This window comes from Pseudoalteromonas marina (assembly GCF_000238335.3).
Lineage (GTDB): Bacteria > Pseudomonadota > Gammaproteobacteria > Enterobacterales > Alteromonadaceae > Pseudoalteromonas > Pseudoalteromonas marina.
Genome location: NZ_AHCB03000005.1, coordinates 1,153,601 through 1,179,034 on the forward strand (window position 1 = coordinate 1,153,601; position 25,434 = coordinate 1,179,034).

18 protein-coding genes are annotated in these 25,434 nt (G+C 41.1%); 14 read left to right on the forward strand and 4 right to left on the reverse strand.

Translation table 11 applies throughout. The features are described from left to right. Positions 1–11: 11 nt before the first annotated feature. Entirely contained in the window at positions 12–563 is a 552-nt protein-coding gene (locus PMAN_RS05430) for a glutathione peroxidase (RefSeq protein ID WP_010556305.1), read from the reverse strand. A 121-nt stretch (positions 564–684) separates the two neighbouring features. On the opposite strand from PMAN_RS05430, the gene PMAN_RS05435 reads away from it, so the two are divergent. Further along, positions 685–1,566, forward strand: coding sequence for an NAD(P)-dependent oxidoreductase (locus PMAN_RS05435; protein WP_198434402.1), 882 nt, complete (start codon positions 685–687; stop codon positions 1,564–1,566). Between the two features lie 690 nt (positions 1,567–2,256). Here the strand turns inward: PMAN_RS05435 and rsmF are convergent. Beyond that, on the reverse strand, positions 2,257–3,696 hold the full coding sequence (gene rsmF / locus PMAN_RS05440; protein ID WP_010556307.1) for a 16S rRNA (cytosine(1407)-C(5))-methyltransferase RsmF: 1,440 nt from the start codon (positions 3,694–3,696) through the stop codon (positions 2,257–2,259). 265 nt (positions 3,697–3,961) lie between these two features. Here rsmF and PMAN_RS05445 point away from each other — a divergent pair, with 265 nt between their 5' ends. From PMAN_RS05445 to PMAN_RS05480, 8 genes are all read left to right on the forward strand, one after another. Further along, positions 3,962–4,648 (forward strand): GntR family transcriptional regulator, encoded by a 687-nt coding sequence (locus PMAN_RS05445; protein ID WP_010556308.1) that lies wholly within the window; start codon positions 3,962–3,964, stop codon positions 4,646–4,648. Positions 4,649–4,777: 129 nt separating this feature from the next. Continuing rightward, positions 4,778–5,656, forward strand: a complete 879-nt coding sequence (prpB, locus tag PMAN_RS05450) for a methylisocitrate lyase (RefSeq protein ID WP_010556309.1) — start codon at positions 4,778–4,780, stop codon at positions 5,654–5,656. 46 nt (positions 5,657–5,702) lie between these two features. Beyond that, positions 5,703–6,830 carry a bifunctional 2-methylcitrate synthase/citrate synthase gene (prpC, locus tag PMAN_RS05455; RefSeq protein WP_006794389.1) on the forward strand — a complete coding sequence of 376 codons (1,128 nt, stop codon included), beginning with the start codon at positions 5,703–5,705 and terminating at the stop codon, positions 6,828–6,830. A gap of 76 nt (positions 6,831–6,906) precedes the next feature. Continuing rightward, on the forward strand, positions 6,907–9,513 hold the full coding sequence (acnD, locus tag PMAN_RS05460) for a Fe/S-dependent 2-methylisocitrate dehydratase AcnD (protein WP_010556310.1): 2,607 nt from the start codon (positions 6,907–6,909) through the stop codon (positions 9,511–9,513). Positions 9,514–9,528: 15 nt separating this feature from the next. Next, on the forward strand, positions 9,529–10,695 hold the full coding sequence (prpF, locus tag PMAN_RS05465; RefSeq protein WP_010556311.1) for a 2-methylaconitate cis-trans isomerase PrpF: 1,167 nt from the start codon (positions 9,529–9,531) through the stop codon (positions 10,693–10,695). Positions 10,696–11,264: 569 nt separating this feature from the next. Then, positions 11,265–14,318, forward strand: coding sequence for a hypothetical protein (locus tag PMAN_RS05470; RefSeq protein WP_010556312.1), 3,054 nt, complete (start codon positions 11,265–11,267; stop codon positions 14,316–14,318). A gap of 64 nt (positions 14,319–14,382) precedes the next feature. Next, positions 14,383–15,474, forward strand: coding sequence for a hypothetical protein (locus tag PMAN_RS05475; RefSeq protein WP_010556313.1), 1,092 nt, complete (start codon positions 14,383–14,385; stop codon positions 15,472–15,474). Between the two features lie 9 nt (positions 15,475–15,483). Next, positions 15,484–17,367, forward strand: a complete 1,884-nt coding sequence (locus tag PMAN_RS05480; RefSeq protein WP_010556314.1) for a hypothetical protein — start codon at positions 15,484–15,486, stop codon at positions 17,365–17,367. Positions 17,368–17,449: 82 nt separating this feature from the next. On the opposite strand, the gene moeA is transcribed toward PMAN_RS05480, so the two are convergent. Then, positions 17,450–18,664 (reverse strand): molybdopterin molybdotransferase MoeA, encoded by a 1,215-nt coding sequence (gene moeA / locus PMAN_RS05485; RefSeq protein WP_010556315.1) that lies wholly within the window; start codon positions 18,662–18,664, stop codon positions 17,450–17,452. 42 nt (positions 18,665–18,706) lie between these two features. Here moeA and modA point away from each other — a divergent pair, with 42 nt between their 5' ends. Genes modA through PMAN_RS05500 form a run of 3 tightly spaced genes read left to right on the forward strand, consistent with a single transcriptional unit; the run spans position 18,707 to position 21,153 of the window. Continuing rightward, positions 18,707–19,459, forward strand: coding sequence for a molybdate ABC transporter substrate-binding protein (modA, locus tag PMAN_RS05490; RefSeq protein WP_010556316.1), 753 nt, complete (start codon positions 18,707–18,709; stop codon positions 19,457–19,459). Further along, complete coding sequence (gene modB, locus PMAN_RS05495) at positions 19,446–20,123, forward strand: molybdate ABC transporter permease subunit (RefSeq protein ID WP_008131252.1); 678 nt, start codon at positions 19,446–19,448, stop codon at positions 20,121–20,123. The genes modA and modB overlap by 14 nt, the downstream gene beginning before the upstream one ends. 1 nt (position 20,124) lies before the next feature. Further along, entirely contained in the window at positions 20,125–21,153 is a 1,029-nt protein-coding gene (locus PMAN_RS05500) for an ATP-binding cassette domain-containing protein (protein WP_010556317.1), read from the forward strand. 13 nt (positions 21,154–21,166) lie between these two features. Here PMAN_RS05500 and PMAN_RS05505 read toward each other — a convergent pair whose 3' ends face one another. Further along, positions 21,167–21,922 (reverse strand): HesA/MoeB/ThiF family protein, encoded by a 756-nt coding sequence (locus tag PMAN_RS05505; protein WP_010556318.1) that lies wholly within the window; start codon positions 21,920–21,922, stop codon positions 21,167–21,169. 288 nt (positions 21,923–22,210) lie between these two features. On the opposite strand from PMAN_RS05505, the gene PMAN_RS05510 reads away from it, so the two are divergent. Both PMAN_RS05510 and PMAN_RS05515 read left to right on the forward strand, forming a co-directional pair. After that, positions 22,211–23,680 carry a NarK family nitrate/nitrite MFS transporter gene (locus PMAN_RS05510; RefSeq protein ID WP_010556319.1) on the forward strand — a complete coding sequence of 490 codons (1,470 nt, stop codon included), beginning with the start codon at positions 22,211–22,213 and terminating at the stop codon, positions 23,678–23,680. Between the two features lie 9 nt (positions 23,681–23,689). Further along, positions 23,690–25,429, forward strand: a complete 1,740-nt coding sequence (locus PMAN_RS05515) for a bifunctional protein-serine/threonine kinase/phosphatase (RefSeq protein ID WP_010556320.1) — start codon at positions 23,690–23,692, stop codon at positions 25,427–25,429. The last annotated feature ends 5 nt before the right edge of the window (positions 25,430–25,434 follow it).

The following is a 25,434-nucleotide window of genomic DNA, read 5'->3' on the forward strand; positions in this document are numbered from 1 at the left end:
TTACTTTTTATTTACAGCGCTGTGCGCCTATTTAAAGCAGACATAATGGGTGTTGCTTTTATGTCACTTGGTTCAACGGCTTTCTGTAGGTGTGTTTCGATAACCTGTTTAAGTGTTTCAGGTTTAGTACGCGGTGCATAGCGTGCGACTAATTGCCCCTGTGAGTTAATTAAAAACTTTGTGAAATTCCATTTCACTGCACGGTTTTGTGAAATACCGCGGGTATGGCATTTTAAATAGCTAAATAAAGGGTGAGCGTCTGGGCCATTTACCATAACTTTACCAAATACTTTAAACGAAACACCAAACTGCATTTGGTAAAAATCTCTGATAGCTAAATTATCAAGTGGCTCGTTTTGTCCAAATTGGTTACATGGGAATGCAAGTACCGTAAAGCCACGATCCTTGTACTCTTGGTATAGCTTTTCTAGAGCATTTAATTGCATTGAAAAACTACATTTACTGGCTGTATTGACAATGAGTACGGTTTTGCCTTTTAACTCGCTTAAAGAAAAATTCTCACTGTTATAAAGTGGTGCATTAAACTGATAAATACTATCCATTGGTTACCTACTTAATTTCCAATTGGTGGAAATTTTACAAAGACTTTCATTCGCTTTTTTGTTGGCCGGTTGACATAATCGGGACCTAGTTTCTAAGTTAGCAGTTAAATAGGTCATTTTTATGTCAATGAAAGTCGCATTTATAGGTTTAGGCGTAATGGGTTACCCAATGGCGGGGCATTTAGCCAATAAAGGGCATAGCGTATGTGTATTTAATCGTACGCAATCAAAGGCGCAAAGTTGGGCTGAACAATACAAAGGAAGCGTTGCAGATACCCCACGCGAAGCTGCTCAAGGCGCTGATATTGTGTTTATGTGTGTGGGTAACGACGACGATTTACGTTCTGTAGTTTATGGTGACAATGGCGTTTTGGCGGGTATGTTACCGCACACCATATTAGTTGATCACACAACAACCTCTGCAGAAGTTGCCCGCGAAGTAGCTGCAAAAGCGGCGCTGCAAAATATTGACTTTATCGATGCGCCAGTGTCCGGCGGACAAGCCGGTGCAGAAAATGGCGTTTTAACGGTAATGGCTGGTGGCAATGAAGCCGTATTTGCAAAAGTACAGCCTGTAATGGCGGCGTTTAGCCGTTTTAGCCAATTGTTAGGCGGCGTAGGCTCGGGCCAGCTTTGTAAAATGGTTAATCAAATTTGTATTGCCGGTGTTGTACAGGGTTTAGCCGAGGGATTACATTTTGCTAAGCAAGCAGGCCTTGACGGTGAAAAAGTAATTGAAACCATATCAAAAGGCGCTGCAGGATCGTGGCAAATGGAAAACCGCTACAAAACAATGTGGGCAGGTGAGTACGAGTTTGGTTTTGCCGTAGATTGGATGCGCAAAGATTTAGGCATTGCGCTTGATGAAGCTAAAAACAATGGTGCGACGTTGCCAATGACTGCAACGGTCGACCAATACTACGCAGATGTACAAGCACTTGGTGGCGGCCGATACGATACTTCAAGCCTACTTGCACGAATAGAGGCGCTGCATAAAAAATAACTATGTATGTGTTTTAAATTAAACAGGTTTCGCGTTTAACTTGTAGACGCGAAGCTTGCCTGCGTGATGTGCAAAGCCCATAAGGTGACTTATTCACAAAGAGGGAAAGATTAATTTTAAGCTGTTTTTGGTTTATGTTTGCTCATTTACTCCTCTTTGTGAAAAATTTACTAAACGTGATTGCACAAAGAGAAGTAAATGAGGAGCAAATGAGAAGACATAAAAACACCAATAATGCTTTCCTTACTTTATCATTAGATTACTTCTCTAAAGCGCAGCGTCTCTTAGCTTCTTTGTGAAATGTTAATTAAAACCATTTGCACAAAGAGAAGTAAATGAGGAGCAAATGAGAAGACATTAAAACACTAATCATGCTTTCATACCTTTATCACTAGATCACTTCTCTAAAGCGAAGCGTCTTTCAACCTCTTTGTGAATTTCTATTTCATTTCACTGGTGTATTTAAGCAGACAAAAAAATGCCCAGAGTGATTTAGGGAAACTCTGGGCTATAACGGGCTCTTTTGAGCCTTGCGCTAACAAAAACTTTCTAATTCATAGGGAGAAGTTGAAAGTGTTTTAAGTATAGTCAAAGCTCTTAAAATTACATATTTTTAGTGCATTTTTTATACTGTAGTTAATACAAATACTTAACTGTGTTGTACACATTTTATACGTTATTTAAGTATGTTTACTCCCAGTTTATTAACTGGGTATTTTGCACAAGATCGCGCGGTAGTGAGTTTTTGATCTTATTTTTTTGCCATTTACCTAGCCCAATGGGGCAGCCGCATAAAGTTAATACCACTTCGCCTAGCTCTTTTGTAGGCTCGGCTAATCGAACATCTTTACCATTAAAGTAGTCGTTTGCTTGTTCGCCATTTAGCGCATACGTATTGGTTTTACACGCATTGCCTAAAACTGTAGCAAACTCGTGGGTTAGCCTTACGCCATTTTTATGAATAATACCTATTTGAATACCTAAGCGTGCGTATTTAATTTTGTTTTGAATTGCATCAAATCCCTGCGGGAATAACCACAGTTCTTTGTCGCGCTGCATTAATGTGCCGGGTAAGTTTGTTAAACCAAAGTGTTTTTTAAGCTCGCTCATAAATGCGGTTGTTGGTTTTTTATCAAACTCAACAAACGGAAATGCGCCTTTTTTAACTGTTTGGTTTGGGTTGTTACAACTTGCGTGCTTTTTAAACTTAGCAATAAAAAAGCCTTCGCTGTTGTAGGTTTGCGGCCATACATGCAAATAGCCTTCGGCCGTTGTTGCTTTATCGGCCCCCGGAAATAAATCGCTAAGGGACTCGGGTGCTATACACTCGCCAAATTCTTCAAGCAAATATTCGCATACTTGTTGGTTTTCGAGCGGGGTGAGCGTACAGGTTGAATAAACAAGCGTGCCGCCAGGTTTTAACGCGTAAAATGCGCTTTTTATTAAGTCTTTTTGTACTTGGGCTATTTGAATATTTGATTCGATTGACCAATTTTTTAATGCGTCTGCGTCTTTACGCACGGTGCCTTCGCCAGAGCAGGGCGCGTCTAGCAATATGCTATCGAAACATTCATACATGTAGTTACCAAATATAACGCCATCAAAGTGTGAAAGCGCACAGTTACCCACACCCATACGTTTTAAAGTGGCACTCAATACTTTTAAACGCGACGACGAAAGCTCATTAGCTACCAACACGCCTTGGTTGTTCATTAGTGCTGCTAGCTGCGATGTTTTAGAACCCGGCGCCGACGCCATATCAAGCACGGTGTTGCTTGTTTGTATGCTTTGCTTAAGCGCAATAGGCGGCAGCATTGAACTTGCCTCTTGCACGTACATGGCGCCGCTTAGGTGCAAATCGGTATTACCTAGGGCTAGGTTTTGTTCTTCATTACTTGGGCGCTCTAGCCAAAAGCCTTCGTTGCACCAAGGAATTGGCGTAAGTTGCCAATTTTTTTGCTCGGCTTTTTTAATAAAGTCTTCAACGGTTATTTTTAATGTATTAACGCGGATAGATTTTCTGAGTGGGCGACGACACGCATTTATAAAGTCATCTAACTTTAAATGGTTAGGCAAGTAGGTTTTTACGTCGTCGATAAAGTGCTCAGGAATAAAAGTATTGGCGTTCACGCGCTAGCTCGTACATTAAAAATAAAGCGCGATTTTAGCATTTAAATAACTAAATTTCAGTGATAAAAACCCGCTGTTTAATTAAATAGGGCTGTCGACACTTTGTGGTTTTTAGGTATTCATAAACAATCTTGTTCATACTTTAGACTAATAGTGTCGACAATAAGGCTGTTTTTTAGCCTTTATGTTAGGTTTTAGGGTTGACATGTTTTTTTAATGCGCCCATTATGGCGATACAAATTGTCGACAATCTAAAAAATAACTTATGACAGACTCATTTTCAAACGAAGCGCCCGTTACCACAGCATCCGATCAGGTATTTGTAAATATGCGCCGTGAGATTGTTGAGGGCACTATTGCCCAAGGTAGTAAAATTTCGGAGCCTGAGCTTGCAAAGCGCTACGGCGTAAGCCGCGCAACATTGCGTGAGGCGCTAAACCGCCTTGAAAGCTGTTATTTAGTTGAGCGAAAAGCCAATGTAGGTTGCCGTGTTGTAGCGCTAACAGCTGAGCGTTTAATTGAGGTTTACCAAGTACGCAGCTCGCTTGAGGGCTTGGCGTGCAGATTAGCTGCCGACAATATGGAGCCTGATGAAATTAAAGGCTTAAAGCAATTGCTTAATCAACATTTACAAACGCAGCGCGTTAAAGAAGGCGAGTCTTACTACCAAGAGGCAGGCGATTTAGATTTTCATTATCGCATTATTAAAGGCAGTAAAAACGCGCATTTGATTCATTTGCTTTGTAACGACCTGTATCAATTAATACGCATGTACCGCGTGCAAATGGGTATGGTGGGGCCGCGTGTATCAAAAGCGTTTGACGAACACTTAGCCATTATTAACGCGATTGAAAACCACGACGGCGAACTGGCCGAAATGCTAATGAAGCGCCATATAAGTGCGTCGCAAGCGAATATTCAAACCAAATTTGATTTATACCAATCTGAATAATTGTTTACTCACACAGATTGGTAAAAGCCGCTAAAAGCTAAAAGTTAAGCAAAATAGTTAAAGCGTCATATACAAAGATTAAAAATATAAGTTACTCCATGTAGCCACCGTTCAAAGAGAGGAAATGACATGTCAGCAGGATATAAATTTAAACAAGCTATTGCTAATAATCGCCCATTACAAGTAGTGGGCACTATTAATGCCTACACAGCAATGATGGCTGAAAAAATGGGCCACCAAGCTATTTATCTTTCGGGTGCGGGTGTTGCTAATGCCTCTTTCGGTATGCCTGATTTAGGTATGACTAGCCTAGACAACGTACTTGAAGATATTCGCCGTATTACCGGTGCAAGCGATTTACCTTTACTTGTTGATGCCGATACCGGTTGGGGCGGGGCGTTTAATATTGCACGTACCGTTAAAGAAATGACCAAAGCAGGCGCGGCGGGTTTTCATATAGAAGATCAAGTGGCGCAAAAGCGTTGTGGCCATCGCCCAAATAAAGAAATTGTAAGCCAAGGCGAAATGGTTGACCGTATTAAAGCCGCGGTAGATGCCAAAACCGATAGCGATTTTTACATTATGGCGCGTACCGATGCGTTTCAAAAAGAAGGCTTAAATGCGGCTATTGACCGCGCAGCAGCCTGTGTTGAAGCTGGCGCCGATGCTATTTTTGCTGAAGCTGTGCACGACCTTGCCGATTACCAAGCATTTGCCAATGCGTTAAATGTGCCTATTTTAGCTAACATTACTGAGTTTGGCCAAACGCCAATTTATACCAAAGAGCAGCTAAGTGATGTGGGCGTTGAAATGGTGCTTTACCCACTCAGTGCGTTTAGAGCGATGAATAAAGCGGCACTTAACGTTTACTCGGCTATTTTAAATGAAGGCTCGCAACAAACCGAAATTGAAAACATGCAAACCCGAGCTGAGCTTTATGACTTTTTAGATTACCACACATACGAAAACACACTCGATAACCTTTTTTCATCAAAATCTGACAAATAATAATTATTAAATTAGACAACACACAAATTTAAGATAGGAGAAGATCATGGTAGATAAAGCATTAGGTGGCGCAGGTTTACGCGGACAAGTCGCAGGCCAAACGGCATTATGTACAGTTGGCCAAAGTGGCTCGGGCTTAACGTATTGTGGTTACGACATCAGCGAGCTGGCTGAAAAAGCGCAGTTTGAAGAAGTGTCGTTTTTACTTTCACGCGGTGAGTTACCTACATCTAGCGAGTTGGCTGAGTACAAAGCAAAACTAAAAAGCTTACGTGGCTTGCCAGATGCACTTAAAACCGTGCTTGAAAATATTCCTAAAGACGCGCACCCAATGGATGTAATGCGTACAGGTTGCTCTATGTTGGGTAACCTTGAAATGGAACTTGATTTTAGCCAAGCAAACGATGCGATTGACCGCATGGTTGCCGTGTTCCCAAGTATTATTTGTTACTGGTACCGCTTTTCACACGATGGTGTTCGTATTGAAACACAAACAGACGACGATTCAGTAGGCGCACACTTTTTAACGTTATTACACGACAAAGCACCAAGCGAGTTGTTTGCGCAAGTAATGAATGTGTCGCTTATTTTATACGCAGAGCACGAATTTAATGCCTCTACATTTACAGGGCGCGTATGTGCTTCTACCTTGTCTGATATTCATTCGTGTGTAACGGGTGCGATTGGTACGTTACGCGGGCCATTACATGGTGGTGCAAACGAAGCTGCAATGGACATGATTGAAGGCTTTACTAGCGCAGAACATGCTGAGCAAGAAGTAATGGGTATGCTTGAGCGTAAAGATAAAATTATGGGCTTTGGCCATGCTATTTACCGTGAGTCGGACCCGCGTAATGTAATTATTAAAAAGTGGTCTGAAAAATTAGCAGCAGAGGTGGGCGATGATGTGCTTTACCCGGTTTCTGTTCGTTGTGAAGAAGTAATGTGGCGCGAGAAAAAGTTATTTTGTAATGCTGATTTTTTCCATGCATCGGCTTATCACTTTATGGATATTCCCACTAAGTTGTTTACGCCAATATTTGTAATGAGCCGCGTTACTGGTTGGACAGCTCACGTAAAAGAACAACGTGCTAATAACCGTATTATTCGCCCAAGTGCGGATTACACAGGGCCAGACGCACGCAGCTATACGCCAATTGAATCAAGAGGCTAATTAGTTAGCATGTAAGGTGAGCCTAGCTCACCTTTTTGCCTTTTTATTTCCCGTCACTTATTAGCGAATTTTTATTATGACCATAATTAACAACACTCAGTACCGCAAACCGCTTGCGGGCTCAAATGTAGATTACTACGATACCCAAGCCGCTGTTGATGCCATTAAACCAGGCGCTTATGCCACACTTCCTTATAGCTCGCGTGTATTTGCCGAAAACTTAGTACGCCGCTGCGATCCTGCCATGCTTACCGATGCACTTAGCCAAATAATTGAGCGTAAACAAGATTTAGATTTTCCCTGGTATCCGGCGCGTGTGGTGTGCCACGATATTTTAGGCCAAACGGCCCTTGTTGATTTAGCAGGCTTGCGCGATGCGATTGCGGCTAAAGGTGGCGATCCGTCTAAAGTTAATCCAGTGGTGCCAACGCAGCTAATTGTTGATCATTCGTTAGCGGTTGAACATGCAGGGTTTGATCCTGAGGCATTTGACAAAAACCGTGCTATTGAAGACCGCCGAAACGATGACCGTTTTCATTTTATAAACTGGACTAAAACCGCGTTTAAAAATATTGATGTGATCCCGCCTGGTAACGGCATTATGCATCAAATTAACCTTGAAAAAATGTCGCCTGTTATTCAAAACCGCGATGGCATTGCATTCCCAGATACGCTTGTAGGTACCGACAGCCACACCCCGCATGTTGATGCTTTAGGTGTTATTGCTGTGGGTGTAGGCGGGCTTGAAGCTGAAAGCGTTATGCTTGGGCGTGCATCGTACATTCGTTTACCCGATATTGTAGGCGTAGAGCTTACGGGTACTCGCCAGCCTGGTATTACCGCTACCGATATTGTGTTGGCGATTACTGAGTTTTTACGCGAGCAGCGTGTTGTATCGACCTATTTAGAGTTTTACGGCGAAGGCGCCGATGCGCTAACGCTTGGCGACAGAGCAACTATTTCGAACATGACGCCAGAATTTGGTGCGACTGCGGCCATGTTTTATATCGACGATAAAACAATAGACTATTTACGTTTAACAGGGCGCGATGAAGAGCAAATAGCCCTTGTAGAAAACTACGCTAAAACGGCTGGCCTTTGGAGTGATAGCTTAAAAACCGCAAGATACGAGCGTGTTTTGACTTTTGATTTATCAAGCGTTGGCCGCAATATTGCGGGGCCTTCTAATCCACATCGTCGTGTTTCAACCAGCGATTTAGCGAAAGAAGGTATTTCGGGCGTTGTTGAAAACGAAGAAGGCTTAATGCCAGACGGTGCGTGTATTATTGCGGCAATTACCAGCTGTACTAATACTAGCAACCCGCGCAATGTAATAGCTGCAGGTTTGTTAGCGCGTAATGCGAATGCAAAAGGGTTAATGCGCAAACCTTGGGTTAAAACGTCGTTAGCGCCGGGCTCTAAAGCCGTGCAATCGTACCTTGAAGACGCAAACCTATTGCCAGAGCTTGAGCAGCTTGGTTTTGGTATTGTTGGCTTTGCGTGTACTACCTGTAACGGTATGAGTGGGGCGCTTGACCCTGTGATTCAAAAAGAAGTGATAGATCGCGATTTATACACAACGGCTGTGCTTTCGGGTAATCGTAACTTTGACGGGCGTATTCACCCTTATGCAAAACAAGCCTTTTTGGCATCACCGCCTTTGGTTGTAGCTTATGCTATTGCGGGTACGATTCGTTTTGATATTGAAAAAGATATTTTAGGACAAGATCAACAAGGTAATGATGTAACGCTTAAAGATTTATGGCCAACCGATGAAGAAATAGATGCGGTAATTCAGCAAAGCGTTAAGCCTGAGCAATTTAAAAAAGTGTACGAGCCTATGTTTGACTTAACCGTAGATTACGGTGAAGACAACGACCCACTTTACGATTGGCGAGCGCAAAGTACGTATATTCGTCGCCCGCCTTATTGGGAAGGAGCACTTGCTGGTGAGCGCACCATGAGTGGTATGCGTGCATTAGCAGTATTGGGCGATAACATCACAACGGATCATTTATCACCCTCTAACGCAATTATGGCAAGCAGTGCTGCGGGCGAATACCTCACTAAAATGAATGTGCCTGAAGAAGACTTTAACTCTTACGCAACTCACCGCGGCGACCATTTAACGGCGCAGCGCGCCACGTTTGCAAACCCTAAATTACTTAACGAAATGGTACTTGATGATAACGGTGACGTTAAGCAGGGGTCTTACGCGCGTATAGAGCCAGAGGGTGAAAACACGCGCATGTGGGAAGCAATCGAAACTTACATGCAACGTAAACAACCACTTATTATTGTGGCCGGTGCTGATTACGGTCAAGGATCGTCGCGCGATTGGGCGGCAAAAGGCGTAAGGCTTGCCGGTGTTGAAGTTATAGCTGCTGAAGGCTTTGAGCGTATTCACCGCACAAATTTAATTGGCATGGGCGTTTTACCACTTGAGTTTGCACCAGGCACGACACGTAAAACATTAAACCTTGATGGTAGTGAAAGCTACGATGTAAAAGGCGTACCAGCACCGGGCGCCACTTTAGAGCTTGTGATCACCCGTAAAAATGGTGAAGTGCTAACTGCAGCGATGAAATGCCGATTAGATACGCAAGAAGAGTTTTCTATTTATGCTGCTGGTGGTGTATTACAGCGTTTTGCTCAAGACTTTTTAGAAGCGACAAACGCGTAATAAGGATTAAAAAATATGTTTAAACCACAAATAAAAGTGCCCGCGACCTACATGCGTGGCGGCACGAGTAAAGGTGTGTTTTTTAATTTAACCGATTTGCCAAAGCCTGCCCAAGTGGCAGGTGAGGCGCGCGATAATTTATTACTTCGTGTTATTGGTAGCCCCGATCCTTATGGTAAACAAACCGACGGCATGGGCGGTGCAACATCAAGCACCAGCAAAACGGTTATTTTAAGTAAAAGTGAGCAAGCCGATCACGATGTTGATTACTTGTTTGGGCAAGTCGCAATTGATAAAGCGTTTGTTGATTGGAGCGGTAACTGCGGTAATTTAACTTCAGCCGTGGGGGCTTTTGCAATTAGTAATGGCTTAGTTGATAAAAACCGCGTGCCCGATAATGGCATAGCTATTGTGCGTGTTTGGCAGGCTAATATTAAAAAAAGCATTTTAGTGCATGTGCCTATGACTAATGGCGAAGTGCAAGAAACCGGTGACTTTGAGCTTGACGGTGTGACGTTCCCTGCAGCAGAAGTAAAGCTTGAGTTTGTAGACCCTGCTGATGGTGATGGTGCTTTATTTCCAACAGGTAATGTTGTTGACGATTTAGAGGTGCCAGATGTTGGTACGCTAAAGGCGACGATGATTAATGCGGGTATTCCAACTATTTTTATTAATGCTGAAGATATTGGTTATACCGGCACTGAGCTGCAAGACGACATTAATTACGATGATGCTGCGCTTAAAAAGCTTGAAACAATTCGTGCTTATGGCGCTGTTAAAATGGGTTTAATTAATAATATAAATGAAGCACAATCACGCCAGCATACACCTAAAGTTGCGTTTGTTGCTAAGCCTGAGGCGTATAACGCATCAAGCGGTAAACACATTGATGCTGGCAGTATTAATTTATTAGTACGTGCTATGTCGATGGGGAAATTACATCATGCCATGATGGGAACAGCCGCCGTTGCAATTGGCACCGCAGCATCAATTGACGGTACGTTAGTAAATATGGCTGCTGGTGGTGGCGCATTGAGTGAAGTGAATTTTGGTCACCCCTCAGGCACGTTAAAAGTAGGCGCTGAAGCTAAAAAGATTAATGGAGACTGGCAAGTTACTAAAGCGAGTATGAGCCGAAGCGCCAGAGTATTGATGGAAGGGGTTGTAAGAGTTCCCTTTTAATAATTTTTTACTGCATTATTAACTTTCTGAAATTAAAAGACCCTTATAGTCAGTTAGGGTTAACGTAACAATATTAATAATGCAGTAACAATTAAGCAGGATTTTAAAATAAATAAAAAAACAAGGGATTGGCTTTTCTAGTTCTAAAGGTTTGCTTTCAATTAAAAGTTCAGTTCTTTTGGGTTGCTTTATCTCAGTTCTGCATTTATTTTTAATGTTCTGTCGCAAATACTTGAAGAAAAAATTTAACAAACTAAATTTAATGTAATAATCAATCAATAAACACGATATATTATAAACCAACATGTTGGTTTTTTGTGGCTGTAACCTAGGTTATTGAATTTAATTAAGGCCTATAAAAATTAAAACATGGCGTTAAACTAAAATTACATCATTTTATATGTATAAATATGTAGCAACAACTCATAGCTTAATGGTACTTTTAAAGTTCTAGTAACAAAGGTTAGATTATTGTGCTTGTTTACATTTTTTGTAAACGACTAATATACTTTCCCAAGTTTAACCAAACTTTTTCAGATACTTATTTCATGGCTATCAAGGAGAAATAAATGGCGAAGCGTATGATCAAATTTACACCAATAGCGGCATCAGTTGCACTTACACTCGGCTTAACGGCGTGTGGTTCTGACAACGATGGCAATAACTATGTTGCACCACCACCACCTGTTGAGTCTTTTAGCTCAGAAGACACAGCTTTATTTAACGTAGAAGTTACAGGTAAAGCGGTTAAAGGTGCGATGATGAACGCGGTGGTTAGCGTTTCAACATTAGATGCAACTGGTGAAATGGTTGCAGTACCATTTCGTTTAGCAGCATCTGCGGAAGCTGAAACATTCTCTGCTGAAGAGTCAACTCAAGCAGCTGCAGATGCAGCAGTTGCTGCAAGTATTTTAGCAGCAAACCCAGACGCTGTTTTAACAAATGAGAGTGGCCGTTACAGCGTTTACTTAGAAAATGACTTTTCAGGCCCTGTATACATTACTGTTAAAACATCAGCAGAAGGCGACGATAGCTACCTACGTTGTGATGCATACTTAGGTTGTGGCACTTACGACGAAGCACCAGCTGCAGAAGACGATGTTAACGATGGCGATACAGCGATTGAGTTTGGCGAATGGTACAAAACAGACTTAGAGCTTTCTGTTGTTAAATTTATTCCAGCGGTAGAAGCAGATGCATCTGGCGCAAGTGGTGCTTTAGGCGATGCAAACGTAGCGCGTTCACTAAGAGCAAACGCGACTTTCTTAACAACGCTTGTTTCACAACTTTTAATTGATGCTGGCGAAGGTGTTGATGCTGCTGGTATTGCTAATTCTAGTGTTGATGTGCTTGTTCAAGTTTTAGGCCCAGACACAGCACTTTTACTTACTTCTTTATTGGGTGATGTTTCTAACGGCGGTGCAGTCGATTTAACTGACGTTGACGGCGAAGAAATGCTAGACGATGGTATTTTATCGTTAACTCAAGTTGCTTCATCTATTCAAGGCCTTGCGGATATTAACGGCAACATGACAAAGCTTATTGCTGGTATTAAAGCAGGTAAAGTAACAGGTAGTGACGATGCAGACATAGCTGCACTAGCTACTGCACTGCAACAAGCTGCTACAAATACGGCTAATATTTTCTTTGCAATTGCTACTGGTGAAGAAAGCGATATTGAAGCTGCACTTGCTGCTGCATTTGCTGTAAACAACCCAGATGCAACTGACGCTGAAAAGGCGGCATTTGCTGCACAATCAACAGGTATTGCTAAAAAAGCAAAAGCGGCTAAAGATAAAGCTGTTAAAAATGGCGCAGCAAGTGATGCTGGTTTAGCTAAGGCTGCTGAAAAATCTAAAAAAGCGCTTGAGAAAATTGGTTGTACTGACGATTGTACAGTGGGCAACGGTTTTTACATGCAACTTGCAGCTAAAACAACTGCTGCGGTAACTGTTGCAGAAGCTGAGCTAGTGTCAATTCAGGCATCAGTTACTGCTGCGCAAGCTGATTTAGTTGCAGTACAAGCACTAGGTGGTGACACTGTAGTTGACGCAGACACAGCTGTTGCATTTGCAAATGCGGTTGAGTTACTTGTAAATGAAGCTGCAGTTGCTGATTTAGCCGGTGAATCGAATGCATTGTTTGTACAGTCTCAAGGTTTAGTGTCTGTAGCTACTTTACTTGTGGCTAATAGTTCTGATTACCAACAAATTTTAGATGATGCAGACGCGTTAGTAACAGGTTCTTCTGCTGAAATTGATAAAGTTTCTACTTTTAATACAGAACTTGAAGCACTTGAAGCTGCTGCAGCGCAAGCACTTATTGATTTTGATGCAGAAGTTGCAGCAGCAGCTGCCCTTGCTACAGAAACTAACGAACTAGCGCTAGCAGCTGAAACGGCTGCAATGACTGCTGAAACAGCGTCTACAACAGCACTATCTGCTGCTGAAGATGCAATGGTAGACAACGCTGAAAATGCAGCTGAAGCGCTAGCACTTGCAGACGCTGCAATTATTGCGGCTTCTGACTTTGCTGCAAGTGTTGATGCATTAGAAGTTGCTATTGCACAAGCATTAGCTGCAGCAGAAGCTTACTTAGCTTTAGATGCTGACAGTGCCGATGCACAAGATTTAATTGATGCTGCAGAGGCAATGGCTGTTACAGCTGCTGCTAAAGCTGAACTTGCATCAGAGCAGTTTGCTACAGCGTATGCTCTACAATTAACGGCGCAAGAAGCGGTTGCTAAGTTTGAAGTTCTTGTATCTGTTAAAGCAACATCAGAGTCACTAAGCACAATGACTGTACTTACAAGCACTGGTGGTGAAGCAGTTCTTGATGCAGCTGACGTATTAGGTGATGTAATTAACGAACTTGCTGATATGGGCAACTCTGGTGAAGGTACGTCTACTCGTCAACCTAACTGGACTTATGCTTACAGCTTAGACGACCTAACGCTTATGCTTAACAATGCAACCACAGGTGAAATGATCAGCGCTGCTGCATCTTACCAAGGTGAGCAGTTAGTTGTTGCTTGGGGCGCTACGTTAGTTGGTGGTGATGCTACGGTTGAGCTAATGACTGCAGACACGCAAACTAATGCTCTTGCAGATTGTGTTGATTTTGCAGCCGGTACTATTGACGAGACTCAAATTGATTCTTGTTTAATATTTACATTTGACGGCGAAGTAGATGCTGACACAGTAGATGATGCTGAAATCGTTAATACTGAAACTTGGAACCACGTGACAATTATGGACGGTGATTCTGGGTTTACTGGTATGTTAAATGTAACTGCTGATGACGCGACTGACATAGGTACTGTTACTCTTGAAGGTATGTCGGGCGACCTAGACTTTAAAGTTATGGGTACGGTTAACGCAAGCGGCGATGAAGATCAAAGCATGTTAGAAGTAATGGTTAAAGGTGACGCAGCAATGGGTTACACATTATCTCTTATGGGTGCTGAGTCTACAGGTTACACTGGCGACGTTGAAGCGATGTACGATGGCATGATGATGTCGTTTGGTACTGCTACTAAAGTTACTAATGGGCTTTCAATCACTTACATTGATGGTGTAACAATGGATTACACTGATGTTGATTTAATTGACTCAAGCAAGTAATTTTTAAACTATTAAAGGGAAAAGCATTGTGCTTTTCCCTTTTTTTATTGAAAGCGATTAAATTATGAAAAAAAAAATTCTTTTGCTAGGATTTTCATCAGCTCTACTTTCTCCACTTGCATCCGCTAATAATCAGTTTCAAGTTTTTACTCATTTTGACGCAGAAATTTATACCGAAGCGCAACCAGTTCAGGCATTTGTTGATGACTTTGATGCGCCGCTAACATTGGGTGACAGTGCATTTACGTACAATATTTTTGAAGTTGGTGTTGGGTACGGTAATTTTAAAGTTGGTTTACAAAGTCGCTTTGACTACGTACTAAATTTTGATCCAGATACGGCAAAATACACACACATTGAAAAAAATGATTTGGCTTTTGAAGATAGATACTACACCTATTATTTAGACGCTAAACAAGCAACTTCTAATGGTATATTTGCGTCTTACGATTTTAAATTTTTAGATAAAAACGCATTAACCATTACACCAAAACTTTCTATTTTTGCTAGTACGCATTTTCAAGACGGAATTGTTGACGGGCGTATTTACAGCGATGAAGTAGAAGGCGATATTTCTGTAGATTATAACTATTCAAAAGATATTTTATTTAAAAAATTTACGCCACCTGAAAACCCAGAAGGGTTAGGTTATAGCCTAGATATATTTGCTAACTGGCAAGTAAATGACGAGTTGCATGTAGGCTTTAGCGTTAAAGACTTGCTATATAAAACAGATTATGAAGACAGTGGGTATGTAAATGGGCAAACAACCGAGATCCCATTTAGCCAAAACGATAATGGCGATATAATTACGCAGCCAACTGTATCGTTAAAAACATCGTCGTTTGGAAATACGCAATCTCATGACTTTGATATGAAAATGCGCATGCAAGCGTTTGCTGATTATAGAATAAATGACCGATTTTCGACTCAATTAACTCTTAAACGCTACGATCAAGATACATTTAGCCAGTTAAAAGGCCGAGTTCATTTTTGGGATCATTGGAAAGTACAGGCTGGCTATGAAACTAAAAGTAAGGCTTATTTAGTGGGTATTGAAAGCGAGTATTTTGGTCTTAATCTGCAAACCGATAGTTTAGATTTGGATAAAGCGTATTATGCAAATATAAATTGGTACATGAACATTAAGTTTTAAGGAATGAAGATGTTAAAACAAATTATACCTTTAGGGGTTGCAGTAGCATTAGCGGGTTGTGGTGGATCATCTTCTAGTTCTGATAACAACGAAAGTGTGGCTGTAACTCAAATTACAACTAATTCAACAGCCCGTTTTTATGTCGCCAACTGGCAGTCGCCGAAGGGTACACTCAATATTTTAAATAACGAAGGTGTTATTCAAGAGTCGATTGAAGTAGATAACATTAATACGTTTAGCATAAGTGTAACGCCACTTACATACAGCCGCTTTGAATTTATACCTGATGATACGTTGTTATCTTGTCCACGATTTACAGGGTGTGGCAGAACAGTACGTGATGACCCTAATGATTTAAACGGTAACCGTTTAGTTGATTTTCAAGAACCAACGTCTGTTACATTAAATTATAAAGCAGATGCATTTATTGCCCCTGGTGTTAACGCGCTATATTTTTCTCCTTTAAGTACAGCGATTACTGATGCAGGCTTAAGTGTAGTGCAAGCAAGTTTATCGGCCACGCCGTTTTATCATTTAACGCACAGTAACCTTACAGCCAGTGTTGAAGCTGAAATGGTCACAAATGCCTTTACGTATGCCGCTATTATTGCAGGCGTAGCTGACAGTACCTTTAACGTTGATACTGCATTTAATGCCTTTTCTAGTAATGATAGCGAACAACAAGCATGGCAAGATTACAGCCAATTAGCTGCTCAATATATTCCTGATAACCTGTTTAGTGAACAGGGTAATGGCTTACTTCCTAATGTAGCTGGCCAAGTAAACCAAACCATTGCGAGTGTTACTACCTATCAGCAGTGGGAGCCACGTGTGAGTGAAGCACAGAGCTTAGAGTCAAGAGAGCTGCTTGTTGATGTTAGAAATATTATTGGTGTTGCAAGGCTTCAAGAAAAAAGCTACTCAAATGAACTCGACGCTAAATTTGCTGAACTAGAGGGTGCGTTTGACGAAGATACTCAAGCAACGCTTACAGCACTGACTAATGCGCTTAACGAGGTTATAACTAATTATTCACCTTTGGCTGATGATTCAGTACCTGCTGGACAATATTCACTGAGAGATTTAGACATTGATTACAGTAAATCGCCTTATACTTGGGCTATAACGGGTACCTACGATAACTTACCGATTAGCATAGACTTATCTATTCCTACTTTTAGAGTAAGTGGCGTGCTAGGTAATAAAATTGAGGGTGTAATGAGTGCTACGGTAACCAATGGCTCAACTTTACTGAGTGTTGATGTTAGCGAGTTGCTGATTCAGTTTGATGGTATTGATGTTGTAAACGAAACAAATCCTGATGCTGATACAGGTATTGCACAACTTACTACTAATGTTGTTATCAATAAAGCTAATGGTGAATTAGCAGGCGATTTATCGTTAAACCTAAACCGTTTTGTGGACTCATTTGGCGAGGTATCCACTACGTTATCGTCTTTCGATTTTCAAGGTGACTTTGAAAGCGAGGTTCAAAGTACTGCGTTTCATATAACTGCAATTGAATCGTCACCTTTTATTGGTGAAGAAAATGATGATTTAGCCTTTACCTTCGAATTAGATTTTCCACTAAGTGCCGCTAACGATTTTAAATTTGCTTATGTGGGTGCTGTAGATAATTTAACAGAGCTAACATCAACGGATATATATGTGAGTGCTCAAGGACAGGCGTTGGATCTTCGTATTCGCGATGTTAATGGTAATATTAGCCTAGTTGCAAAAGGTGAAAACGGTCGCTGGTTAGATGTAAAACAAGCGGGTCGTAATTACAGCGGCGGCTTATACTTTGGTGATACAAAAATTGCTGAGGTTACTGCAGTTCGCGGGATCCCAGGTGTTTTATTCCCAAATGGTGATTTTGAATCGGTGTTTTAAACCACTGTTAGTTTTATAAACTAATATTAAAAAGCCCAACAAGGTGAACACCTAGTTGGGCTTTTGTATTTTGTAACTGCCGTTATAAGAGTTCTATTTCAACAGTTTCGCCTTGTGCAATGTTTCCACTTTGTGCAGGGACTACAATTAAACAGTTAGCTTTACTAAGAGACGACAGTACGCCTGAGCCTTGTTTTTCAACAGGTGTGACAACAAGGTTGTTGTTTTCGTCGTTACTGGCAATACCACGTTGAAAGTCTGTTCGGCCTGGGCGCTTTTTAATTTTTTGAGTTGTGACTGCTTTTAAACGAATTGTGGGTTTAGGCTCATTGCCAGATAGTTTAGTCAATGCTGGTTTTACAAGTCGCTCAAGCGTAACGGCTGCAGAAACTGGATTGCCAGGTAAACCAAAAAAGTAGCTATTAGGCAATTTACCAAAGGCAAATGGTTTGCCTGGTTTCATGGCTATTTTCCAAAAGTGTATATCGCCAATGTCGTTCAGTACTTCTTTTGTGAAGTCGGCTTCACCGACCGATACACCACCAGAGCTAATAACGGCATCGGCTTGCTCGTCCGCTTTTAAAAAGGTTTTTTGAATAAGCGCTTTATCATCGGGAATAATGCCAAAATCAATCACCTCTATATTTGGATTATTAAGCTCGCTAATAATGACAGCGCGATTACTTTCATAAATAGCGCCAGCAGGAAGTGCATTACCTGGCTCTATTAGTTCGTCTCCTGTTGAGAACACGGCTACTTTGAGTGTTTGGTAAACGTTTACTTCGTTAATACCAATAGAGGCTAATAATCCAACGTCTACGCCTTTAAGCTTTCTGCCTGCTTTTAATACCACACTGTTTTTTGCAATATCTTCACCTTCAAAACGGACATTGTTATTGTGCTCAATAGTGCCTGTAAAAGTAATTTCATCGTTATTTACAGTGGCGTTTTCTTGCATAACAACGGCGTTAGCACCTGGTGGAAGTGCTGCACCGGTCATAATTCTTACGCATTGACCGGGCGTTAGCGTTTTGTCGAAGGTTTGACCCGCAAATAAACTGCCTATTTGCGTGTAGGTGGTTAGGCCGTCGCTAATACACAATGCATAGCCGTCCATCGCAGAGTTGTCATGTGCGGGCACATTAATTGTTGATTGAACATCAGTAGCCAAAATTCGGCCAACACTACTCATTACAGGTATTGTTTCGGCATGCTTATTAAAGCTAATTGCATCTAACATATTACTGATTGCGGTTTCTATTGGTAATAAACCGGGTGCATTGCAAACATCGTTCATATATATTGCTTACTTAATTCATTTTTTAAAACAATACTTACAATGTCAAAGCTTTACAATACATGGCTGGGTTATTTTTTGTTTGGTATTTGCGTGTTTTCAAGCTCGTTAAACGCAAAAGAAACAATACATGTTGCGGTGGCAAGTAATTTTAAAACCGTGTTACAAACCTTACTGCAAGACTCCCCAATACCGGGTATACAAGTAAAAATATCAGCGGCTTCTAGCGGTGTTTTATATTCTCAAATTGTACATGGTGCACCATTTGATGTGTTTTTATCGGCTGACGATGTGCGCCCGCAAGCTTTAATAAAAGAAGGATTTGCTAGTCAAAGTAGCTTAATTACTTATGCACTTGGTGAACTTGCTGTGTGGCAGCCCAATGCTAATAAAGTAAATAATAAAGTGGCGATATCTAATCCGCGTTTTTCACCTTATGGGCAGGCGTCTGAGTTTTACGCGAATGCCAATTTTAAAAAGCCAATAAATTATGTGTATGGTAATAATATTACGCAAGCCTTTCAGTTTGTTCAAAGTGGGAATGCATCTGTAGGGGTCGTGGCTGTCTCTACATTAAAAATGGCGTTTAATAATAGCCAGGACCCACAGTATTTGTCGTACAGGTTAATACCACCTAGCGAGTATCCCGAAATTATTCAACAGGGGGTTATTATTAAATCGAGTAAAAAACTGGCGAGTGCTCAAAAGCTTATGGACTTTTTAATGACCAGCGGCACTCAACTTAAGCTTGTTGAATTAGGATATAGAACAAAGGATAGCAATGCTTCAAAGTGATTTAACTGCGCTGTGGTTAACAATTAAACTAGCCTTTATAACCGCTATATTACTACTCGCTTTTTGTATTCCTGTTGCATACAAACTAGCGGGGTACAAAGGTAAGTTTAAACCGTTTTTAGAAGCGCTTATTGCAATGCCGTTAGTATTGCCACCGACCTTGCTTGGTTTTTATCTACTAGTTTTATTTTCACCCACACATGCTTTTGGGCAATTTTGGTTTTGGCTAACAGGTACCCAGCTTGCGTTTAGTTTTCAGGGTGTTGTTATTGGTTCGCTTTTTTATTCTTTGCCGTTTGTAATGCAACCCTTAGTGGCAGGGTTTAAGCAGATTAACCACACCTATAACGAGGCTGCAATTGCCTTGGGTTTGAGTCACTTTAAGCGTTTTTTTTACTTAATATTGCCATTGTTAAAACCTAGTATTGGTAGTGCATTTGCACTGGGGTTTGCGCATACGCTCGGGGAGTTTGGCTTAGTGCTGATGATTGGTGGCAATATACAAGGAGAAACACAGGTTGTTTCTATTGCTTTGTACGACCATGTAGAGTCGTTAAACTATGCAGCGGCGCACCAGCTTTCGCTTATTTTACTGGCTATTTCATTTGCGTGTTTAGTGCTGTTATTTAAATTTAATAAAAGCATAGTGGGGGTTAAGCAATAATATGATTAAGTTAGCCCTTTATAAATCGTTAAATAGCTTTGATTTAGACATAAACCTTCATCTTGAATCTTTTACTATTGCGGGAATATTTGGCCCATCGGGCTCGGGTAAGTCCACATTGCTACGTTGTATCAGTGGCCTTGAAGGTGAGCAGAGTGTTTATATAAATGATAAATCGGTACATCATTTACCAACTGAACAACGCGGTGTTACGTTGCAAGTTCAATCTTGCCCATTATTTCCGCATTTGGATGTAGCAGGTAATTTAGCGTTTACACAAAAGCATTGTTTTAATAGGCAAACTGACTTAACTGAACAAAAAGTTATTGATGCTCTTGAGTTACACCCCTTACTTAAACGCAACGTTCAAAGCTTGTCTGGCGGGGAGCGCCAACGGGTGGTGTTTGCACGGACGTTGTTGGCAGGTCAAAAATTAATTATTTTAGATGAGCCATTTAGCGCTCTTGATTGGCCGCTGCGCTTTAAAACACTCTCAACATTAAGTGAATTGGCGGCAACGTTTACTATTAAATTTATTATAGTGAGCCACTCGTTAAAAGAACTATTGTTTTGTTGCGATACCCTGGTGCAGCTTAATAAGGGTAAAGTAATTAACCATGGCCCGAGTGCGCAGGTTGCTAAAGCTATTTACGCTAATAATAAACAAACACCGCTGAGCTTAATTAACTTTCAAATCATTACATTTGATGAAAAATACGGTGTGTATTTGCTTAAACTCCACAAAAGCGAGCAGCAGCTATTTGCATTACCCAGCGCTGTAGAGCAAGGAAATAAACTTATATTAGAGTGCGAGCAAATATCGGTAAGTGCAGAAATGCCATTAAACACAAATAACAGCAATGTTTTAATATCTACGCTGCACAGTGCAGAACTTATAAATAAAACATGGCAACTTACGCTAGATGTAGACGGACAAAGCTTGTATTGCTTACTTTCACCAAGAGTATGGGATCAAAAAAACTATAAAGTAGGCGATACACTTTATGCGACTATTCATACTCTAGAGTAATGTAAAGTGGGTTTTAGCTGCACGTAGCACAATGACTGTTTTTTGTGATTTTAAAGCGACTAAACTCCATACTCAAACCATCAACCAGCAGTAAATGTTCGCTCAACCCGCTTGGTAATCCAGCAAGCATTTTTAAGGCTTCAGTGGCCTGAATACTGCCAATTAATCCTACAATGGGCGATAGCACGCCTGATTCTGAGCAGCTTTGTGTTTGATCAGACATAAACTGCGATAAACACTCATAACAGTGGCTATTTTCTTGCATTGTAAAACAGGCAACTTGGCCTTCCATTCTAATTGCAGCGCCCGACACTAATGGGATTTTTGTTTTATAACAGGCTGTGTTTAATACATTACGTGTAGTTAAGTTATCAGAGCAATCAATGACTATATCAACATTTTTTAATAGCTCGTCAAGCTTTGACTTTTCGTCTAAAAATACATCGATTGTATGTATATCTATTTCATTATTTAAGCTAGTTAGCTGCGCTTTGGCTGCGTGAGTTTTTAAGCACCCCACATCTGTTTGTTTGTAAAGCACCTGCCTTTGCAAGTTAGTAGCATCAACCACGTCGTTATCTACAAGCGTTAACGTACCCACACCGGAGGCAGCTAAATACTGAGCAACGGGGCAGCCCAAACCACCTAAACCGACTATAAGCGCATGAGATTGCCATATTTTTTCTTGCCCCTCTATATCTAATTTAGGAAGCATTATGTGGCGCGAGTAGCGTAGTTGTTGTTGGTAAGTCAGGGCTGGTTTAGTCATTAGCGGCTTCTCATTATTTTTATACACAATAGCAATTTTTAGAATATGTGGGCAAGAACGCGGTTAAAAGTAATTGCACTGTTAGTGCTCACATTGATTACCTTAACAGTGCAAATGAAAATTATAACGAATTAGAAAAAGCATAAGTTAATGATTTTTAATGAAATAAATTATTGGCTCACTAATTGCTCATTGTGGTTAACGTGAAATTAACAAATATAGCAGTGTAATTAATAACAAAGTAGTAACTGCTATAAATAACTACAAACGTAACTAAGGAAAAATAACATGCAACCGAGTACTGGGTTTAATCTCATATCGTTTAGCGGAAAAATGAAAATACTGCATTTAAGCTGGATGGTGTTTTTTATCTCATTTTTTGTCTGGTTTAACCATGCGCCATTATTAGGCGCTATAGCGGGTTCGCTAGGTATTACTATGGCACAAGTAAAAACGCTACTTATTTTAAATGTGGCACTAACCATTCCTGCTCGCGTGGTTGTGGGCATGTTAACTGATAAATTTGGGCCTCGCATCGTTTATGCATCATTACTGATTTTATGTAGCATCCCATGTTTTATGTTTGCGATGGCCACCACGTTTGAGCAAGCCGCTATCGCGCGTTTTGCACTTGGTTTTATTGGTGCGGGTTTTGTTGTGGGCATTCGCATGGTGAGCGAGTGGTTCCCGGCAAACGAGTTGGGTACAGCAGAGGGTATTTACGGTGGCTGGGGTAACTTTGGTTCGGCAGCAGCTGCAATGCTATTACCTGTATTAGCGCTTATGTTTGGCGGTGACGATGGCTGGCGTTATGCGATAGGCCTAACCGGTGTATTAAGTGTCATTTTTGGTGTTATTTGGTACATCAGCGTAACTGACACGCCAAAAGGTGGCACTTACTTTAAACCAAAAAAAGTAGGAGCAATGGAAGTAACCAGCAAAGGCGACTTTGTACTACTTCTTATAATGAAGCTACCTATGTACGGTGCTTTAGCACTACTTACTTGGAAGCTTTCTCCTACTGGTGCAAATTTACTTTCAGAAAATTTTGTTATTGGTACATATGTATTTTTGGTGCTGCTTTATCTTTACGAAGTGTATAAAACGTACGACATAAACGGCCATATTTTTAAGCAACCTGTTCCTGAATCACACCGTTACGAATTTAAACAAGTTGCAGTTTTAAATATTCTTTATTTTACAACGTTTGGCTCAGAGCTTGCCGTTGTATCTATGTTGCCATTATTTTTTAGTGAGGTGTTTGGCCTTGATATGGTATACGCAGGTTTGCTTGCATCAGCGTATGCGTTTATGAATTTAGCTTCTCGCCCGGGTGGTGGTTGGATCTCAGATCGAATGGGTCGTCGTAAAACACTTATTGTACTTACCACAGGCTTAGCTGTAGGTTATTTTGTTATGGGTTTAGTTGACGCTAGCTGGCCGCTTTGGCTTGCAGTTGCTGCTGCCATGGCGTGTTCGTTTTTTGTGCAAGCCGGGGAAGGCGCTGTATTTGCCGCTGTACCACTTATTAAACGCCGTTTAACGGGTCAAATTGCAGGTATGACGGGAGCTTACGGCAATGTAGGAGCTGTTGTGTATTTAACGGCGCTCTCATTAGTTGATTACCAAACATTCTTTATGATTATTGCGGCAAGCGCATTATTAGGCTTAGGTGCATTATTTTTCATGAAAGAACCCGATGGCCACATCACAGAAGTAAACGAAGATGGCACCGTTGAACTTATTTCTGTGACTTAAGGCATACATATGTTTGATGAAACCCAAAAAGCCAGCGAACTTACAAACGAACTTAACGTTGAGTTTGGTGGGCACAGTAGCAAAGGTATAAAAACCGAAAACCAAGATGCGTTTGCTGCTCTTAATACTCAAGCGCAAGAAAAAGAGTCAAAAGGAGTTATTGCCTGCTTGGCCGATGGGTGTTCATCAGCAAAAAATGCTAAACAAGCTTCACAGTTATCGGTAACGCACTTTATAAATGAGTATTTAAATACACCGCCAAGTTGGGCCGTTAAAAAGTCGGTATCTAAGGTATTGGCCAGTTTAAATCAGTGGCTGTATTCGCAATCGGTTAACTACAATCACCTTGGTCAACGCCAAGCAGATTGGATGAGCACGTTTACAGCGCTTATTTTAAAATCGGCCACGGGTTATATTTTTCATTTAGGTGATACCCGAATTACGCGTTTACGTGCAAAAAGTATGGAGGCGATAACACGCGACCATAAAGTAAACGATACCCTAACGCGGGCTTTAGGCGCGCAGCTTCATCAAGAAATTGATGTATACGAAGTTGAACTTAAAGCTGATGATATTTATATACTTACCTGCGATGGTGTACACGATGTGTTGCCATACAGTGATATACAAAAGCTAATTGATGAGCATACTAATTTAGAGCTCGCAGCAAAAGCAGTGACAGAGCTTGCCATAGCAAGAGGCAGTGACGACAACGTAAGCTGCTTACTTGTAAAAGTGAATAGTATTGCAAAACAAAATTTAGACGAGTTATATCACTCTTTAACTAGGCGAAAAATTCCGCCACCGTTAAAAGTTGGCCAAAAAATTGATGACTTTACTGTTATCCGTGAATTACACGCTAGTAGCCGCTCGCACATTTATTTAGTGCAACAAACACCCGATATGCCGCCGGTTGTATTAAAAGCGCCTTCGGTAAATTTTGAAGACGATGTGCACTACCTTCAAGGCTTTATAAGAGAAGGCTGGGTGGGGCAACGTATTAATCATCCCAATGTAATGAAGGTTTTAAATACGCAATCGCAAAGCCGGTTTTTATATCATATTTGTGAATACATGGACGGGCAAACACTGAGTGATTGGAAGCATGATGTGCCGCTTCCAGAAATTACCCAAGTGCGCAGTATTATTGAACAAATAGTACAAGCACTCAGAGCATTTCAGCGTTTGGATATGGTGCACCGCGATTTAAAACTCGATAACGTGATGATAGACGCTCACGGCAAAGTAACATTAATCGATTACGGCACGGTAAGTGTTGCGGCTATGGATGAGTCGGTAAAGCAAATTGCTGATGATTGCCCGCAAGGTACGGTAGATTACACCGCACCAGAGACGCTTATCACTATGCACGCCGATTTTAAAAGTGATTTATTTTCGCTAGGCGTTGTTGCGTACGAATTATTATGTTCAAAATTGCCGTATCAGCCACTCGCGCATAATCATGTACCAAAAGATTACAGTCACTGGCAATACACTAGTATTCGTAAACACAGAGCAGATATCCCGTTTTGGTTAGATCAGGCTTTAATGAAAGCATTGGCTCCCAAACCTGAATTCAGATACCACGCATTTTCTGAATTTATAAGCGATATCAATAAACCTAATCCACATTTAAAAAGTACCGCCCCGAAAGAATCAATAATGAAACGCGATCCGGTTTTAGTCTGGAAAAGTATTTCGTTGTGTTTGTTTATAGCCTTGGTGTGTGTACTCATAATTAAAAATTAAGAGAT